Here is a 16613-nt window from a genome sequence, read left to right as displayed (position 1 = left end):
GCAGAAGTGAGGAGAGCCCTAAGAGAGGTCCTTTGTTCTGGATTCTGACTCCTGAATTCTGGATTTGTTCTACTTCATCATTTCTTCGATGGTAACGGTGACCCCCTCGGCGAGCGCCCTCAGGTTGTAGCCTCCTTCGAGAGCGAAAAGGTGCGGCACCGGGAGGCCGATGGGACAGCAGAGGATGCTGTAGACGATGTTGCGGATGCCCTCGGTGGTGACCTGTATGCCGGAGAGCGGGTCGCTCGCGTGGATATCGTATCCGGCGGATACGAGCACCAGGTCGGGACCGAAATTCCTCATGAGGTCGGGGAGGACTTCGCTGTAGGCGCTGAAATACTCTTTGTCGCCCGCCCCGTATTCCATGGGGATATTGTAGGTGAACCCTTCTCCTCTGCCCCTTCCGCGGTCAGCGGCGCGTCCGGTGCCGGGGTAATGCGGGAACTGGTGGGTGCTGAAGTAGAACACCGTGTCGTCCTCTTCGAACATATGCTGGGTCCCGTTGCCGTGGTGGACATCGAAGTCGATGATGAAGACCTTCCGGTACCCTCGCCTCTGCGCATACCGCGCGCCGACGGCGACGTTGTTGAAGATGCAGAATCCCATCGCCCTGTTCGCTTCGGCATGGTGGCCGGGCGGCCGCACTGCACAGAAGGCGCGGGAGATCTCGCCCGTCTTGCAGCGCTCGACTGCTTCGATGACCGCACCCGCTGCATAGAGCGCAGAATCGAGGCTCTCTTCGGACAGGTAGGTATCGGGATCGAGATACCCGCTTCCGGAGCTCCGGATCGACTCTATATACTTCGGCGTGTGGACGAGAGCGATATCATCGTACGACGCCTTGCGGGGAGAGAGCTGCACCAGGTCATTCCAGAAGGGGGCGGCACGGAGCGCATCGACGATGGCGATCAGCCGGTCCTTCCGCTCGGGATGGCCCGGCGGCGTCTCGTGCCTGAGAAAGATGGGATCGTACACAAACCCTGTCGCGTGCACATCCTAATTATACGGTATTCTTCCGCAGGTGAAAAGATGCTGATATAATTTGATATAATTTGGTTACACGTCCTGGTGGGCCCGAGAAAGGAGAGTCCGTGAAGAAGCAGCCGTCGCTGATACCCGAAGAGACCCGCAGTGTGCTGCGGGACACCTTCAAGCATATGCATGACAAGGTCCTCGTCGAAGTGTATACCGGCGAGCAGAAGACGCAGTTCACCGAAGCGACCGTGGAGCTCGTCAAAGCGATCGCCGAGCTCACCGACAAGGTCGAGGCGAAGTTTTACACGGTGAACAGCGAGCAGGCGAAGCAGCGGGGTATCACGCGGTCCCCTGCTCTCGTGATCGCCCCGGACAGATTCAAAATACGCTATATCGGCGCACCGGTCGGCGAGGAGGGGCGCACCCTCATCATGATGCTCCTGCTCGCCTCGACCAGGGGGACGCTCCTCTCCGATGAGGCCCTGAAACGGCTTTTCGAGCTGAAGGAGCCGCGCCATATCCAGATCTTCGTCTCTCCCACCTGCCCCTACTGCCCGCAGCAGGCGCTCAACGCCGTATCCGCTGCCATTGCGCTGCCCGGGCTCATCACCGCGGAGATCATCGAAATGTACGAGAACAGGGATTATATGGAAAAGTACCATATCGTCACCGTCCCTTTCACCGTGATAAATGATGTCCCCATAGGGACCGGCGTCAGGACCCCCGAGGTCTTCATAGAGGAGGTGATCGGCCTCGCGTCGGCCGAGATCATGTCGGCGGCTTTTGCGGGCGAGACGGTCGAGCTCGACCTCGTCATCGTGGGCGGCGGCCCGGGAGGCCTCTCCGCAGGCATCTACGCAGGCCGGAGCGGGCTCAAGACCGCCGTGCTCGAGAAGGCGACCGTCGGCGGACAGGTGCTGATAACCCCGGTGGTCGAGAATTATCCCGGCTTCAGCCAGATCGCCGGGAAGACGCTCGTCGATATCATGTACCAGCAGGCGCTCCAGTACACCTATGTTTTCGAGGGAGAGCCGGTGCTCGAGGCGAAAAAGACAGACGAAGTGTTCGAGTTGAAGACGAACCGGAAGACCTACCGCGCGAAGGCGATCATCCTCGTCACCGGGGCGGAGCATAAGAAGCTCGACGTTCCCGGCGAGCGGACGCTTTACGGCAGGGGCGTAAGCTATTGCGCTACCTGCGACGGCTACTTCTTCAAGGACGGCAGGCGGGTGATAGTCGTCGGCGGCGGCAATTCCGCGGCAACGGACGCCCTCTATCTCAACAGCATCGGGGCGCAGGTCATCATGGTGCACCGGAGAGAGTCGCTGCGGGCTGAGCAGTTTCTCCGGAAGAGCCTCGAAGACCGGAAGATCCCGATCCTCTGGAACACGGTCGTGGAAGAGATCGCCGGCAAGGAGCAGGTCGAGCGGGTGAGGCTCCGCAATGTGAAAGATAACTCGATCAAGGAGCTGCCGGTCGAGGGAGTATTCATCGCGATCGGGTACGAGCCGAACAACGAGCTGGCGAAGATGCTCGGGCTCGCCCTCGATGACGAGGGATACGTCAAGGTCGACGGCAGGCAGCGGACATCGATGCGCATGGTCTACGCTGCCGGCGATGTGACCGGCGGCATCAAGCAGATCGCTACCGCTGTCGGACAGGGTTCCATAGCCGCCCTTACCGCGTTCGAAGACCTCTCGAGCCCGTACTGGAAAGAGCGTCCGGAGAAAGAGGCATGGTGGGCGAGCGAACCGTCGAGATGAGCTTCCTGATCCCGTTATAGACTTTAAAGCGATTTCCGAGCGGGTAACTCCTGAAATATTTTTGACAAACCTCTTGACAGGCGATTTTTTTTCGGCTATTATGTAAGTGATTATTCACTTACAAGGAGCGCGGGTGAAAAAGGCGGTAAAAACAGGAGGGAGAATGGCGAGGGGGGTGCGGCGTGCGCAGATCGCCGAGGCTGCCCTCAGGATCATCGCCCAGCGGGGCGTCAGGGCGCTCACGACCGCCGCGCTCGCGGAGGAGGTGGGTATCTCGGAGGCGAACCTCTACCGCCACTTCAAGAACAAGGAAGAGATCCTCGCCGAAACAGTAGAACGGATCGGCGCCGGCCTCAGGGAGAACCTCGAATCGGCGTTCAGGAGCAGCGCCTCTCCCCTCGCGCGCCTCAAAAAGGTCTTCCAGCTCCATCTCGAGTACATAGAGAAGAACGAGGGGATCCCCCGGCTCGGCTTTTCGGAAGAGATGCACATCGGCAGCAAAGAGCTCGGGGAGAAGCTCCTGGGTACGATCACGGCCTATCGGGAGCGGCTCGAGGCGCTCATCAAAGAGGGGAAAAAGGCGGGGCTCATAAAGAAGGATATCGAACCGCACGCTTCCGCCCTGATGGTTATCGGGATGATACAGGTGACGATCTTCTTATGGTCCCTGAGCGGCTTCTCCTTCCCGCTTATGGCAGAGGGGATGAAAATGTGGGACAATTATGAAAGATGCATCAAAGCCTAGTCTCCTTTTTAAAACTGCACGTGAGCACTCACAGGGAGGATCGGCAATGATGAGAGTGCTGGCCGTCGTCTGTCTCTTGTTTCTTCCGGCCGCTGTTCATGCGGAGAGGGGCGCCGGTGCGCCCGGCAGCACTGATACCTATACCCTTTCCGAGGCGCTCGAGATCGCGCTCAGGGATAACCCGGGGATACGGGCGTCCGGAGCCGACGTGGCGATCGCGGATTACGGGATTGATGCAGCGAGGGCGGAAAAGATGCCGAAGATCGATTTCTTCAGCAATGCGGTGCGGTACCGCTATCCCGCTCCGGTAACGCCGATATCGGGGTCTCCCCTCGAGGGCGCCGGCTTTCCGGAGTTCGATACGACGATATACGATCTCGGCGCTTATCTTACGCTCCCGCTCTACCGGGGCGGCAGGCTCGACAGGGCGGTGACCATCGCCGAAATAGACAGAGCCATTGCGCAGGACATGTTCCGCATGAGCCGCCAGGACCTTGTCTACAACGTGACCAGCGTCTTTTACAAGATCTATCAGCTCGAAGAGCTCCTCGAGGCGAACAGGGCATCGGTGCGGCAGCTCGAAGCGCATCAGCGGGACGTAGCGCTCTTTTTCGAGGCGGGGACCGTACCGCGGATCGAGCTCCTGAAGACCGAGACCGAGCTTGCGCACGCGCGGCAGAATGTGCTCGCCATCGAGAACAGCCTCGAGAGCGCTTTTACGCTCTTGAAGGCGCTCATGGGCATCGAGGAGATGACGAGGACTATCTCCGTTGTCCGGGAGACGGCGGTGGACGAGGCGTATCCTCCCCTCGAAAAGGGCGTGGAAAGGGCCTTTTCCCAGAGGCCCGATTACCGGGCGATGCTGAAGCGGCTGCGGGTGGCGGAAGAGCAGATAGCGCTCGCCCGGGGAAGACGGCTCCCCTTCGTCTCTGTGAGCAGCGAGTATGCGGGACGGTCGGGAGACGAGCTCTCGTTCAAGGAGAACTGGAACCTCGCGCTGCGGCTCACCATGCCTCTCTTCGACGGGGGAGCCATAAAGGCCGATGTAGGCAGGCGGCAGAAGGAGCTCGAGAGGACCAGGGAGGAGCAGCAGTCGCTGAGGCTCGCTATCATCCGCGAGGTCAAGGATGCGTACCTGGCGATAGAGAATGCCCGGAAGAGGATAGGCGTCACCGAAAAGGCGCTCGAGAGCGCGCAGGAAAACCTGCGTATAGAACGGCTGAAGTTCGAGGCGGGAGGAGGCACCAGCACGGATGTCATCGACGCCCGGACTACCCTCCTGCGCGCTGAAACGGACTACTACCAGGCGCTGTTCGATAAGCGGCTGGCCGCGGCCGCCCTGATGAGGGCAATGGGAGAAGAACGCTTCGCAAAGCCTGCGGATAAGGACCGCAGGCCGTCTGAAGAGAGCTGAGGTCTTCGCGGCAGGAGAGTAATCGGTAAAGGAGAGTCGAGCAATGAGAAAAAAGGTGGTTGCAGCCGGAATCCTTGCTGTCGTGGTCGCGCTCGCGGTCTTCCTGGTGTACCGTTTCGGCGGCAGGCAGGAGAGGAGCTTTATCCCGGTCTCGGGCAACGTCGAAGTTACGGAGGGCAATATCGGGTTCAAGTCCTCCGGAAGGATCGTCGCGCTCCCGGTTGAAGAGGGCGACAGCGTCAAAGAGGGCGACAGACTCGCGGTGCTCGACAGCGCCGAGCTCGAGAGCCAGGCAGCGCAGCAGAGGGCCTCCCTGCAGGAGACGAGGACCAAGCTCCAGGAGCTGCGGGCCGGCTCGCGACCCCAGGAGATCGAGCAGGCGCGGGCAGCGGTGAGAGCAGCCGAGGCGGAAATGGTCAACGCCAAGAGAGAGCTCGGGAGGGCCGATCTCCTCTACAAGAACGGCGCGATCTCGGCCCAGCAGATGGATAGAGCGCAGAAGGCTTACGACACTGCCGTTGCCGGCTACAGAAAGGCGCTCGAGTCGTTGAGCCTCGCCAAGGAGGGACCGAGAAGGGAGGAGATCAGGGCCGCGCAGGACCGCGTCCAGCAGGCGGAAGCATCATTGAGCGCAGCGCAGGAGCGGTTGAAGGACACCGTACTCTACGCGCCGATCGCCGGCGTGGTGCTGAACAAGAATGTCGAGCTCGGCGAGACGGTCGCCCCGGGCACGCCGGTCTATACGATCGGCGATCTCGCGAACCCGTGGGTAAAGGTCTACATCAGGGAGCCGGACCTCGGCCTCGTGAAGCTCGGGCAGCGGGCGGAGATCACCACCGACTCCTATCCGGGAAAGGTGTACGAGGGCGTCGTGTCATACATAGCTTCCGAGGCGGAGTTCACCCCGAAGAACGTGCAGACGCAGGAGGAACGGGTGAAGCTCGTCTTCGGGGTGAAGGTGCGGGTGAAGAACGAGAAGAACGAGCTGAAGCCGGGCATGCCGGCGGATGTGAGGATAATGCTCCAGTGAGCCGGAATCGGACCAAAATAGGAATAGTATGGTACATTCGCTCATTCTCGGCAAACATCCCTGTTTGCCTCCGAGGTTTTTGCCGGCAACTCATGCATCCGGCATGAACTGCCGGCAAAAAAAGCCGCTCACGTACCATACCATCCCGATTCCTGTTGGACACAGAACGTAAATATGGATACGCCCGGGGCAGTTACACTATTAGGCCTCACCAAACGATTCGGCGATATCGCTGCCGTCGACGATCTCACGCTCGAGATCAGGAAGGGAGAGCTCTTCGGTCTTGTCGGCCCTGACGGCGCAGGGAAGACGACGACCCTGCGGCTCCTCACTGCCATCATGGAGCCGACCTCGGGCGAGGCGCGGGTTGCGGGACACTCCATTGTCAAAGAGGGGGAGCGGCTCAAGGAGAAGATCGGGTACATGGCGCAGCGGTTCGGCCTCTACGAGGACCTTACGGTGTACGAGAATATCATCTTTTACGCCGACCTCTACGAGGTGCCCCGGAGGGAGCGGCCCGCGCGGATCGAGCGGCTTCTCGGCTTCAGCAATCTCACCCCTTTCAAGGGAAGGCTCGCGGGAAAGCTCTCCGGCGGCATGAAGCAGAAGCTCGGGCTCGCCTGCGCCCTGATCCATACTCCCGACGTGCTCTTCCTCGACGAGCCGACGAACGGCGTCGATCCTGTGTCGCGGCGGGATTTCTGGAAGATACTTTACGATCTCCTCAAGGACGGGATGACGATTGTCGTCTCGACCGCCTACCTCGACGAGGCGGAGCGGTGCACGCGGGTAGGGCTTATGCACCGGGGGAAGCTCCTCATGGTCGATGAGCCGGCAAAGGTCAAGACGTCGCTCGGCCTGCGCATGGCCGAAGTCTGGGTCGATGACGCGCGCTCCGCCGCCGCCGTGGCCAGGGAGGCGCGAGGCATCAGGGAGGTGAGCATATACGGCGATAAGCTCCACATTACTCTCGAGCCGGAGACGACAGCGGACGGCCTCGCCGGGGCGCTCCGTGATAAAGGGGTGACCGTGAAGAGCCGGAGGGAGATCGTGCCGTCGCTCGAGGATGTATTCATCGCGATGGTGAAGGAACGATGAACGGGGAAGGTAATGCGGTAGAGGTCGAAGGTCTGACGCGCGTCTTCGGCGACTTTGTCGCGGTAGACCACGTGAGCTTTACCGTCAGGAAGGGGGAGATCTTCGGCTTTCTCGGCCCGAACGGCGCAGGGAAGTCGACGACCATAAAGCTGCTCAACGGCCTGCTCGTCCCGAGCAGCGGCAGGGGCACTGTGGGCGGATACGATATCATGACGGAGACCGAGAAGATAAAGGAGACCATAGGCTACATGTCGCAGAAGTTCTCCCTCTACGACGACCTGACGGTCGAGGAGAACATAAACTTTTTCAGCGGCGTCTACAACGTGCCGAGGGAGAAGGCGGGCGAGCGCAAGGCATGGAGCCTCGCCATGGCAGGGCTCGAGGACAGGAAGGGTGCGCTGACGAGGACGCTTCCGGGCGGGTTCAAGCAGCGCCTCGCCCTCGGGTGCGCCGTGCTCCACGAGCCGCCGATCCTCTTCCTCGACGAGCCGACCTCGGGGGTCGATCCCCTGTCGCGCCGGAATTTCTGGAACCTCATCTATGAGATGTCCCAGGGAGGAACGACGGTCTTCGTGACGACGCACTACATGGACGAGGCCGAGTACTGCGACCGGCTTGCGCTCCTCTACCGGGGGAAGATCATCGCCAAGGGCACGCCGGATGAGCTCAAGCAGGAATATATGCGACGCGATATCCTGGAGGTCGACGCAGACCGCTTCGTCGACGCCATGGAGCTGCTCGATCAGAAGGGCTTTGAAACGGCCCTGTTCGGCAGCATCCTCCATGTCACGGTCGAGGACGCCGGGCCGGCGATCCCCGAGATCGGGCGGCTCCTCGGGGCGGCGGGTATACGGGTAACAAGGATCGAGAAGATCGTGCCCTCGCTGGAAGATGTGTTCGTCACGTTGATAGAAACAGCGTAAAGGCCGTAATGCGTGATGCGTAATCAGCAAAAGACAACAATTTGCATACTCATCGCGCGTTACGCGTTACGAGAATGATATGAAACTGCTCAGAGTTAAAGCCATCGCCAAGAAAGAGCTCATTCAGATCCTCCGCGATCCCCTGAGCCTCGCCATGGCGTTCCTCATGCCGGTGATGCTCCTCTTCATCTTCGGCTACGCGATAACGCTCGATGTCAACAACCTCAAGACCGTGGTCTATGACAGGGACAGGAGCAGCCTCAGCAGGGGGCTCGTCGAGCGGTTCAGCGCCTCCGACTATTTTACGGTGATCGACCATGTGAGCGAGCCGGGGGCGATCGACGCCTATCTCGATTCGGGTAGGGCGGTACTCGCTCTTTCGGTGCCCGGCGATTTTTCGAGGAACGTGCTGACCGGGAAGCAGGCGGAGTTCCAGGTGATCGTCGACGGGAGCGACTCGAATACCGCGACGATCGCCCTGGGATACGTCACTGCAGTGACCGAACGCTACTCCCGGGAGCTCCCCGCGAGCACCGTCGTCCCCCTCATCGAGACCCGCGTCAGGGCCTGGTACAATGCCGAGCTCGAATCGCGCAACTATATCGTCCCCGGGCTCATCGCCGTGATCATGGCGGTGATCGCAGCGCTCCTCACCTCGCTCACCATTGCCCGTGAATGGGAACGGGGCACCATGGAGCAGCTGATCTCCACGCCGGTGAAGACGCCCGAGCTGATCACGGGCAAGCTCGTCCCCTATTTCTTCATCGGCTTCATCGATGTGGCGCTCTCGGTGCTCATGGCGGTCTTCATCTTCAGCGTCCCCCTCCGCGGGAGCGTCCTCCTTCTCGCCGCGCTCTCCTCCCTCTTCCTGTTCGGGGGGCTCAGCCTCGGGATACTGATCTCGATCGCCGCAAAGTCGCAGCTCGTGGCGAGCCAGGTCGCGATGGTGGTGACCTTTCTTCCCGCCTTCCTGCTCTCCGGGTTCATGTATACCATAGCGAACATGCCGCCGCCGCTCCAGGCGGTGACCTACTTCATACCGGCGCGCTACTTCGTCACCATACTGAAAGGTATCTTCCTGAAGGGGAGCACGCTCCCGTTCCTCGTTACCGAGTCGCTCCTCCTGGCGGTGTTCGGCCTCGGCGTCTTCTTCCTGGCGAACAGGAAGTTCAAAAAGAGGGTGGCCTGATATGCTCGAGCGCATAAGACAGCTCGTCATCAAGGAGTTCATTCAGGTGCTGCGCGACGCACGGATGAAGGCCGTTGTCTTCGTCACGCCCCTTCTCCAGCTCATCATGTTCGGCTATGCCGTCACGACGGATGTCACTGACATCACGACCGCGCTCTACGATCTCGACCGGTCGTACGAGAGCAGGGAGCTCGCACGGCAGCTCGAGGCTTCGGGGTACTTCACGATACGGTACCGTCCGGACTCGCCGGGAGAGCTGGCGATGCTGATCGAGCGGGGCAAGGCGCTCGCCGCGCTCCAGATCGACAGGGGATTCGGGAGCGATCTGAAGAGGGGCTTCCCGACCGAGGTGCAGGTGATCGTCGACGGGACCGATTCCAATACCGCGACCGTTGCTATGGACTACGCGAACAGGATCATCGCGCGCTATGCGCAGTCGTTCGATACGAGAGCGGAGGTGCAGCAGACGGCCGTTCCGGGACGGGTCGACCTGCGGACGAGGGCCTGGTACAATCCCGACCTGAGGAGCAGGAATTACTATGTGCCGGGCGTCATTGCGATCATCATCATGCTCACCGGCCTTCTCCTCACCTCCATGGCAGTGGTGCGCGAGCGCGAGATCGGCACCATGGAGCAGCTCATGGTGACGCCGCTCAGACCGATCGAGCTCATGCTCGGCAAGACGATCCCCTTTGCCGCCATAGGCTTCTTCGACATGGCGCTCGTCACGACGGTGGGCGTCTTCTGGTTCTCGATCCCGATACAGGGCTCGCTGCTCCTCCTCACCGGGAGCACGGCGATCTATCTCCTCTCGGTGCTCGGGTTCGGGCTCTTCATATCGACCGTATCGAAGACCCAGCAGCAGGCCCTGATGGCGACCTTCCTCTTCTACCTCCCTGCGGTCCTGCTCTCGGGCTTCATGTTCCCGATCGACAACATGCCGGAGATCATACAATATGCGACCTACCTGAACCCGCTGCGGTATTTTCTCGTCATCATCAGGGGTGTATTCCTGAAGGGCATCGGGCCGGGCATCCTCTGGCCGCAGATGGCGGCCCTCTTCACGCTGGGAGTGGTCGTGATCGCGTTCAGCTCGCTCCGGTTCAAAAAGAGGCTTGGATAACGAGGTCGTGTGCACGACCTAATAAAGGAGGCTATCATGAAAGGTAAGACGTATCTGAAGACGGTTTTGATTGTCCTCGCCGCCTGGCTCGTCCCGGCAGGCGCGGGTGCGCACTGCGACACGCTCGACGGCCCGGTCGTAACGACGGCAAGGGCTGCGCTCGAAAAGGGCGATGTCACGCCGGTGCTCAAATGGGTGAGGAGGGAGGACGAGCCGGCGATCCGCGAGATGTTCAAGAAGACCCTCGCCGTACGGAGCAAAGGGCCGGAGGCGCGGGAGCTTGCCGATACGTATTTCTTCGAGACAGTGGTAAGGATTCATCGTGCGGGAGAGGGCGCCCCGTACACCGGGCTCCAGCCTGCCGGTTCGGTTGAGCCCTCGATAGCGGCTGCGGATAAGGCGCTCGAGACCGGCTCGGCAGACGGGCTCGCAGCGATGATTACCGGTGCAGCGGCGAAGGGCATACGCGAGCGCTTCGCGCGTGTTGCCGAAGCGAGGAAGCATGCCGATGAGAGCGTCGAGGCGGGCCGGAAGTTCGTCGAGGCGTATGTCGACTACACCCATTACGTAGAGCGGCTCCACAACGATGCGGTGGCAGGGCATGCGCACCACGGCGAGCCGAAAAAGGCTGAAGCAGGGGAGGGACACCATCATTAAGAGTCATTTAGAGCATCTAATGGAATGAGGAGGGTGGATCATACATATTCGGTAAGGAGGTGCGTGCGATGGGAATCAAGGTAAAGGATAATGTGGTGTGGGTCGGAAAGGTGGATTGGGAGCTGAGGAAGTTCCATGGCGAAGAGTACTCGACGCACAGGGGGTCTACGTACAATTCCTACCTGGTACGGGACGAGAAGACGGTCCTGATCGATACGGTATGGGCGCCGTTTTCCTCCGAGTTCGTGCAGAATCTCGCGAAGGAGACGGACCTGCATCGGATCGATTGCATTATCGCTAACCACGCGGAGATCGACCACAGCGGGGCGCTGCCCCGGCTCATGGAAGCGATTCCCGATACGCCGATCTACTGTACCGCCAATGCAGTGAAGTCGCTGAAGGGCCATTTTCACCGGGATTGGAATTTCAGGGTGGTGAAGACTGGAGACCGGCTGAATATCGGGACAAAGGACATCGTCTTCATCGAGGCGCCGATGCTGCATTGGCCGGACAGTATGTTCTGTTACCTGACCGGCGACAACATACTCTTCAGCAACGACGCTTTCGGGCAGCACTATGCTACGGAGCGCCTGTTCAACGACCTGGTCGACCAGGGGGAGCTCTACGCGGAATGCATCAAGTACTATGCGAATATACTGACCCCCTTCAGCGCGCTGGTCGATAAGAAGATAAAAGAGGTGGTGGGGCTGAACCTGCCCGTCGACATGATCTGCACCAGCCACGGCGTCATCTGGCGCGACGACCCGCTCCAGATCGTGAACAAGTACGCCGAGTGGGCGAACGCGTACCAGGAGAACCAGATAACGATCGTTTACGACACCATGTGGAACAGCACCCGCAGGATGGCGGAGGCGATAGCGGAGGGGATCGGGTCTGCGGACGAGCGGGTAACGGTAAAGCTCTTCAACTCCGCGCGCTCGGATAAGAACGACATCATCACCGAAGTCTTCAAATCAAAGGCCGTACTCGTCGGCTCGCCCACGATCAACAGGGCGATTCTCTACTCGGTCGCCGGCATTCTCGAAGAGATGAGAGGCCTGAGCTTCAAGAACAAAAAGGCGGCTGCCTTCGGCGCCTACGGCTGGAGCGGCGAGTCGGTGAAGCTGATAACCGAGCGGTTGAAGGAGTGCGGGTTCGAGCTCATCACCGAGGGGCTGCGGCTCTCATGGAGTCCTGACAGCCACGGCATCGAGCAGTGCCGGGCCTTCGGAAAGGAGTTCGCCCTGCAACTGCAGGAGCCGTCGCTCGCCGCCCGCTGAGCTGCGGGTGCTTACGACCGTATCATGACGAGCAGCATTTTGAACCGCTGCACCGCCTTCAGCGCATGCGGCTGGTTGGCGGGCATGACGATCATCTCGCCGCTCTTGAGACGATAGGGTTTCTTGGCGATGGTGATCTCCGCCTCGCCGTCCAGGACATGGACCATCGCGTCGAAGGGCGCGGTGTGTTCGCTCAGCCCCTCCCCCTCGTCGAAGGCGAAGAGGGTTACTGTCCCCGTATCTTTCTTGAGGAGCTGCTTGCTGACCACCGAGTGGTCCTGGTAGCTTATCGCGTCGGCAAGGTGAACGGCCTGCGGTTCGGCGGATGCAATCTTGATCTCGCTGCTGAATCCCATGACACACCTCCGGGCTTTCGGTAAGATGGTACCTAAATACTATCCGAGGCCGGAGCGGAAATCAATACGGCCGGCAGCGGCACTTGGTCAATATTGAGGGCCTATTGATTCCTCTGCCTCTTTTGGCACGAGTGATCGAGGATAGCTATTCCGGTATATTGTCATCATTTCCGACGGTTATTTGTTTCAAAGCTCATTGAAAACGTCGAGCTGATTTACAGTCCCTCTCGAGGAAGTAAAAATCAGCTTGAAATCAAGTGCCTACATGCCTGGTACATTGTATGCATATCATCATGTATCATCACACAGAAACATGGGCGGTGAGCGTTCGCTCGGCTACCGGCGAAAGGGTACGTTAATCTCTAACGATCTTGAGTTGTCGAGGGGAAGACCATGAAAAAAGTCTGGCAGAAGCTCAAAGCAACACTACCCATATCACTTTTCTATCTCGCGATGAATGTCCTTTTAGCCCCGGCAGCCATAGGTGGAGAGTATACCTATACCAAAATCATTCCTCCGGGATGGGCTGCTATAGCCCCTGTGTCCTTTGGCGATATTAACGGTTATGGAGATCTTGTGGCCTCGGGCTTCGATGGAACCTCTCAGAAAAGTTTCGTATACAGCAAAGGCTCTTATACTCCTTTGCTCCCTCCTGGAAGCAGTATGGTCGGAGCGACAGGCATTAACAATAAGGGGATCGTCGTAGGAGGAGCATTTAACGGCTCTTCCTCACGGGCCTTTCAATATGACAAAGGAAGCTATAAAGAACTATTGCCTCAAGGCTGGTCAAGCTCATTTGCTAACGGCATTAACAATAATGGTGATATCGTGGGTTCCGGCACGAACGGATTCTCTTCAAGAGGCTTCCTTTATAGCGGAGGGAGCTACACGGAAATACTGCCTCAGGGCTGGTCAAGTGCAAATGCAAGTGGTATCAATAATAACGGAACCGTAGTAGGAGGAGGCTTCGACAGGATAGGCAAGGGTTTCATGTACAGCAATGGTACTTATATTGAGCTACTGCCTCCAAGGTGGAGCTCCGCCCATGCTAATAGCATAAACGACAGTGGGATGGTGGTTGGCCGCGGCTACCAGGGTACCGGTAAAGGTTTCATATACATCGATGGCACTTATATTGAGCTTTTACCGCCGGGCTGGGACTATGCCTTTGCAATTGACATTAACAACAAAGGAGAAGTAGTCGGCTACGGAAATGATGGGGTGGGTTTGGGTACCAAGGGGTTTATTTACAAAGATGGGGATTACATCGAGATACTGCCTACGGACTGGCAGTACTCCCATCTCTTCGGCATCAACGATAGCGGAGAAATAGCAGGAGGCGGCTACGACGGGCTCACTTCGAAGGCCTTCATCGGTATCCCCAAGGAGGACTCCCCTGCCCCCATTCCCACTCCTGAGCCTTCGACATTTTTTCTCCTGGGGGTAGGTCTTGCAGGCGCAGGACTGCTGAGAAAGAAAATCTGGCGTCAGACCTAATCTTGATTTAGGCCTGGATGTGCAACGTGCCCTCTCGCTAGGGAGAGGGCGCCTCCGAGGAAGGGCGCCCTCAGTCCTCCTAAGCCCCTTTTACAGCGAACCCCTCTCAAGGGGCGTACACGAACCGCACCGCATCCGCGCAATAGCTATAGCTGGAGGGTGCCGGAGAGATAATCGTCACCTTCCCGCCCGCTGTCGTGTCAAAGGCGAACTTGCCCAGGTAGTTCCACTTGCCTCCGTTGATCTGCTGATTGACGTTGATCGTCTGTGAGCCCCCGCTGTACTCTATGGTTACCGGGGCGCTGGAGGTACGGGACGTGTACTCCGTCCACCACATGTAGACCTCGTAGTTGCCCGTGCGGGGAAGCGCGGCATGCCAGGTGTAGCTTCCCGTCTCGCGGGTGTACAATGAATCGACACCGTACGGATTGGCGCCGCCTGATACTGCCCAGGGGCCTGTATACGAGGTGCCGGGTCCGCCGTTGTCCACGATAACCTCTATGGACGGGACGTAGGCAAACTTTACCGCATCCGCACAGTAGCTTGTCGGCTCGGGATCAGGGGCGGTAAGCTTTACGGTCCCGCCCGAGGTCGCATCGAATGTAAACGTCCCCAGGTAGTTCCATTTGCCTCCGTTCGTCTGCTGGTTCACAGTAATCGTCTGCGTACCCCCGCTATAGGTAACCGCCACCGGAGCGTTGGTCGAACGGGAGCTGTATTCGGTCCACCACATATAAACCTCGTAGGTCCCCGTCTGGGGAAGAGCAGCACGCCAGGTGTAGGTTGCCCCGTTGCGGCTCCACAACGAGTCCGCGCCATAGGGATTAACTGCTCCCGATACGTTCCATATCCCCGTGTACGAAGTGCCGGCCCCTCCATTGTCGATGATGATCTGATCCGTGCTCTGGTTGACCGTAAGCGTTTGGCTCACCTCGGTCGACCATGCCCCGGCATTGTCCTGCACTTTGAAGTAGATCGTGTGGGTGCCTGCGGAAAGAGATGAGCTGCTGAAGGAGGCCGCTGTGCTCAGTTGCCCATCGATGCTCGATATCCAGCTGTATCCGGCTATGGTGCCGTCGCTGTCCGTGCCATGCCCGCTGAAGCTCACCGGCTGTCCCACCGAGGCAGGGTTGGGCGTGATGGAATCGATAACCGCCGAAGGGGCCACGTTTGCCGGAGCCCCGACATAAACGAATCTTACGGCATCAGCACAGTAGCTGTAGCTGGAGGGTGCCGGAGAGATAATCGTCACCTTACCTCCTGCTGCAGCAGTGAAACTGAAGGTCCCCAGCTTGTTCCACCTGCCTCCGTTGATCTGCTGATTGACGTTGATCGTCTGTGAGCCCCCGCTGTACTCTATGGTTACCGGAGCGCTGGAGGTACGGGAGCTGTACGCAGTCCACCACATATAGACCTCGTAGGTGCCGGTCTGGGGCAGAGCAGCATGCCATGTATAGGTCGCTGCCTCGCGGGTATATAACGAATCCACACCGTACGGACTGGTCCCGCCAGACACCGCCCATAGACCGGTGAATGATATGCTCGAAGAGGACTGCCCTGCCGGGGCGTTATCGACGATGATCTCTGTCGTAACAGGCCCGAACTGTGCCTCGATGGTGCGGTTATCAATGACATTGCTGAAGGAGTAGCTCGATGGCGTTCCCACCGATCTGCCATCGACAAGCACATTGGTAACCGCGTACCCGGCATCAGGAGTAATCGTAAAGGTCTGGCTGCCGCCGGAGGGCACCGAGACCGTGCCGGCAGGGGAGATGGCTCCGTTGCTTCCTGCTATTGCAGTGATGGTATAGGAAATGGCGCTTCCGGACTCCTCCTTTTTCAGGCGGTTCAATTCATCATAATAGTACCGGGTCGTTCCGGCGAACGAGGAGGTAAGGGGAGCAATGATAAATGCCAGGGTAAGATACAGCAGTAAGACTGCACAGCTCCGATCACGTTTCATCTCTCTTCTCCCCCTCCCGACTCTTTGTATGGAATGAGAACCATCCCGGTTTTCTACTACTGGTAATCTCTCAACTTCTTTTTTTATATAAATATAGACCACATAAACCAAATACAACAGCACCAATAAGTCCAATCCATCTGCCTTTTTGAATGAAAACCATCATGCCTCCAGCTACAAAACTAAAGCTTACAAAAATTAGAACATTATTAGCTATCTTCTCAATGGATAAAAGTGCTTTCAGTGAAATTCTTTTATTGAGCAGGAAACCAATCAGATCGCCGACAATGCCACCTATAAAAGTGCCAATAACAATGTAAGTAGAGCTCCCTGTTATCGCAGAAAAATATCCACCGATGCCAGCACCAATCATTAAGCCAATACTGCCTAATATCCAAGCTTTTTGATGGCGTTCTGGCGCTCTCTTCACTAATCTCTTATCCATAGATCATCTGTTTCAAAAATAATGGACGTTAATAGGGACAGCGACCATTTATTCCCTTCTCCTCGGCCTGCCTCTCGGCAAAGCAACAAGTTTCCTGCCGACAACTTGCTCTATCTTGTGTATGAACCCCTCATCACCGCAAGGGCGACCCGTTC

Annotated in this window: 15 protein-coding genes; 11 read left to right on the top strand and 4 right to left on the bottom strand. The window is 58.5% G+C overall.

Annotated elements, in window-relative coordinates:
• Window positions 1-69: 69 nt before the first annotated feature.
• Window positions 70-993, bottom strand: a complete 924-nt coding sequence (locus AB1805_09295) for a histone deacetylase (protein MEW5745612.1) — start codon at window positions 991-993, stop codon at window positions 70-72.
• Window positions 994-1091: 98 nt separating this feature from the next.
• Between AB1805_09295 and trxB the strand changes: the two genes are divergently transcribed.
• The 10 genes from trxB to AB1805_09245 all read left to right on the top strand — a co-directional run bounded on the left by trxB (window position 1092) and on the right by AB1805_09245 (window position 12197).
• Window positions 1092-2738: a thioredoxin-disulfide reductase gene (trxB, locus tag AB1805_09290; protein MEW5745611.1), complete on the top strand. Its 1647-nt coding sequence runs from the start codon at window positions 1092-1094 to the stop codon at window positions 2736-2738.
• A gap of 163 nt (window positions 2739-2901) precedes the next feature.
• Complete coding sequence (locus tag AB1805_09285) at window positions 2902-3483, top strand: TetR/AcrR family transcriptional regulator (GenBank protein ID MEW5745610.1); 582 nt, start codon at window positions 2902-2904, stop codon at window positions 3481-3483.
• Window positions 3484-3529: 46 nt separating this feature from the next.
• Complete coding sequence (locus AB1805_09280; protein MEW5745609.1) at window positions 3530-4897, top strand: TolC family protein; 1368 nt, start codon at window positions 3530-3532, stop codon at window positions 4895-4897.
• Between the two features lie 43 nt (window positions 4898-4940).
• Window positions 4941-5927 (top strand): efflux RND transporter periplasmic adaptor subunit, encoded by a 987-nt coding sequence (locus AB1805_09275; protein MEW5745608.1) that lies wholly within the window; start codon window positions 4941-4943, stop codon window positions 5925-5927.
• Between the two features lie 174 nt (window positions 5928-6101).
• The gene (locus AB1805_09270) at window positions 6102-7025 is read left to right on the top strand and encodes an ABC transporter ATP-binding protein (protein MEW5745607.1); all 924 of its coding nucleotides are present in this window, start codon (window positions 6102-6104) and stop codon (window positions 7023-7025) included.
• On the top strand, window positions 7022-7948 hold the full coding sequence (locus AB1805_09265) for an ABC transporter ATP-binding protein (GenBank protein MEW5745606.1): 927 nt from the start codon (window positions 7022-7024) through the stop codon (window positions 7946-7948). The genes AB1805_09270 and AB1805_09265 overlap by 4 nt, the downstream gene beginning before the upstream one ends.
• Before the next feature lie 79 nt (window positions 7949-8027).
• Window positions 8028-9137, top strand: coding sequence for an ABC transporter permease (locus AB1805_09260; GenBank protein MEW5745605.1), 1110 nt, complete (start codon window positions 8028-8030; stop codon window positions 9135-9137).
• A gap of 1 nt (window position 9138) precedes the next feature.
• Window positions 9139-10260: an ABC transporter permease gene (locus AB1805_09255; GenBank protein MEW5745604.1), complete on the top strand. Its 1122-nt coding sequence runs from the start codon at window positions 9139-9141 to the stop codon at window positions 10258-10260.
• Window positions 10261-10296: 36 nt separating this feature from the next.
• Window positions 10297-10917, top strand: coding sequence for a DUF6448 family protein (locus tag AB1805_09250; protein MEW5745603.1), 621 nt, complete (start codon window positions 10297-10299; stop codon window positions 10915-10917).
• A 68-nt stretch (window positions 10918-10985) separates the two neighbouring features.
• Window positions 10986-12197, top strand: a complete 1212-nt coding sequence (locus AB1805_09245) for an anaerobic nitric oxide reductase flavorubredoxin (GenBank protein ID MEW5745602.1) — start codon at window positions 10986-10988, stop codon at window positions 12195-12197.
• 11 nt (window positions 12198-12208) lie between these two features.
• Here AB1805_09245 and AB1805_09240 read toward each other — a convergent pair whose 3' ends face one another.
• Entirely contained in the window at window positions 12209-12553 is a 345-nt protein-coding gene (locus AB1805_09240) for a cupin domain-containing protein (GenBank protein MEW5745601.1), read from the bottom strand.
• A 393-nt stretch (window positions 12554-12946) separates the two neighbouring features.
• Between AB1805_09240 and AB1805_09235 the strand changes: the two genes are divergently transcribed.
• Window positions 12947-14050 (top strand): PEP-CTERM sorting domain-containing protein, encoded by a 1104-nt coding sequence (locus AB1805_09235; GenBank protein MEW5745600.1) that lies wholly within the window; start codon window positions 12947-12949, stop codon window positions 14048-14050.
• A gap of 106 nt (window positions 14051-14156) precedes the next feature.
• Here the strand turns inward: AB1805_09235 and AB1805_09230 are convergent, their stop codons facing one another.
• Together AB1805_09230 and AB1805_09225 are read right to left on the bottom strand one after the other, a co-directional pair.
• Window positions 14157-16013: a hypothetical protein gene (locus AB1805_09230; protein ID MEW5745599.1), complete on the bottom strand. Its 1857-nt coding sequence runs from the start codon at window positions 16011-16013 to the stop codon at window positions 14157-14159.
• A gap of 70 nt (window positions 16014-16083) precedes the next feature.
• Window positions 16084-16458, bottom strand: coding sequence for a hypothetical protein (locus AB1805_09225; GenBank protein MEW5745598.1), 375 nt, complete (start codon window positions 16456-16458; stop codon window positions 16084-16086).
• Window positions 16459-16613: the final 155 nt, after the last annotated feature.

This window comes from Nitrospirota bacterium, assembly GCA_040752355.1.
In the GTDB taxonomy this organism is placed as follows: domain Bacteria; phylum Nitrospirota; class Thermodesulfovibrionia; order Thermodesulfovibrionales; family Dissulfurispiraceae; genus JBFMCP01.
The sequence above is the reverse complement of the archived record's forward strand: the minus strand, read 5'-3'. Positions and strand labels throughout refer to the sequence as shown.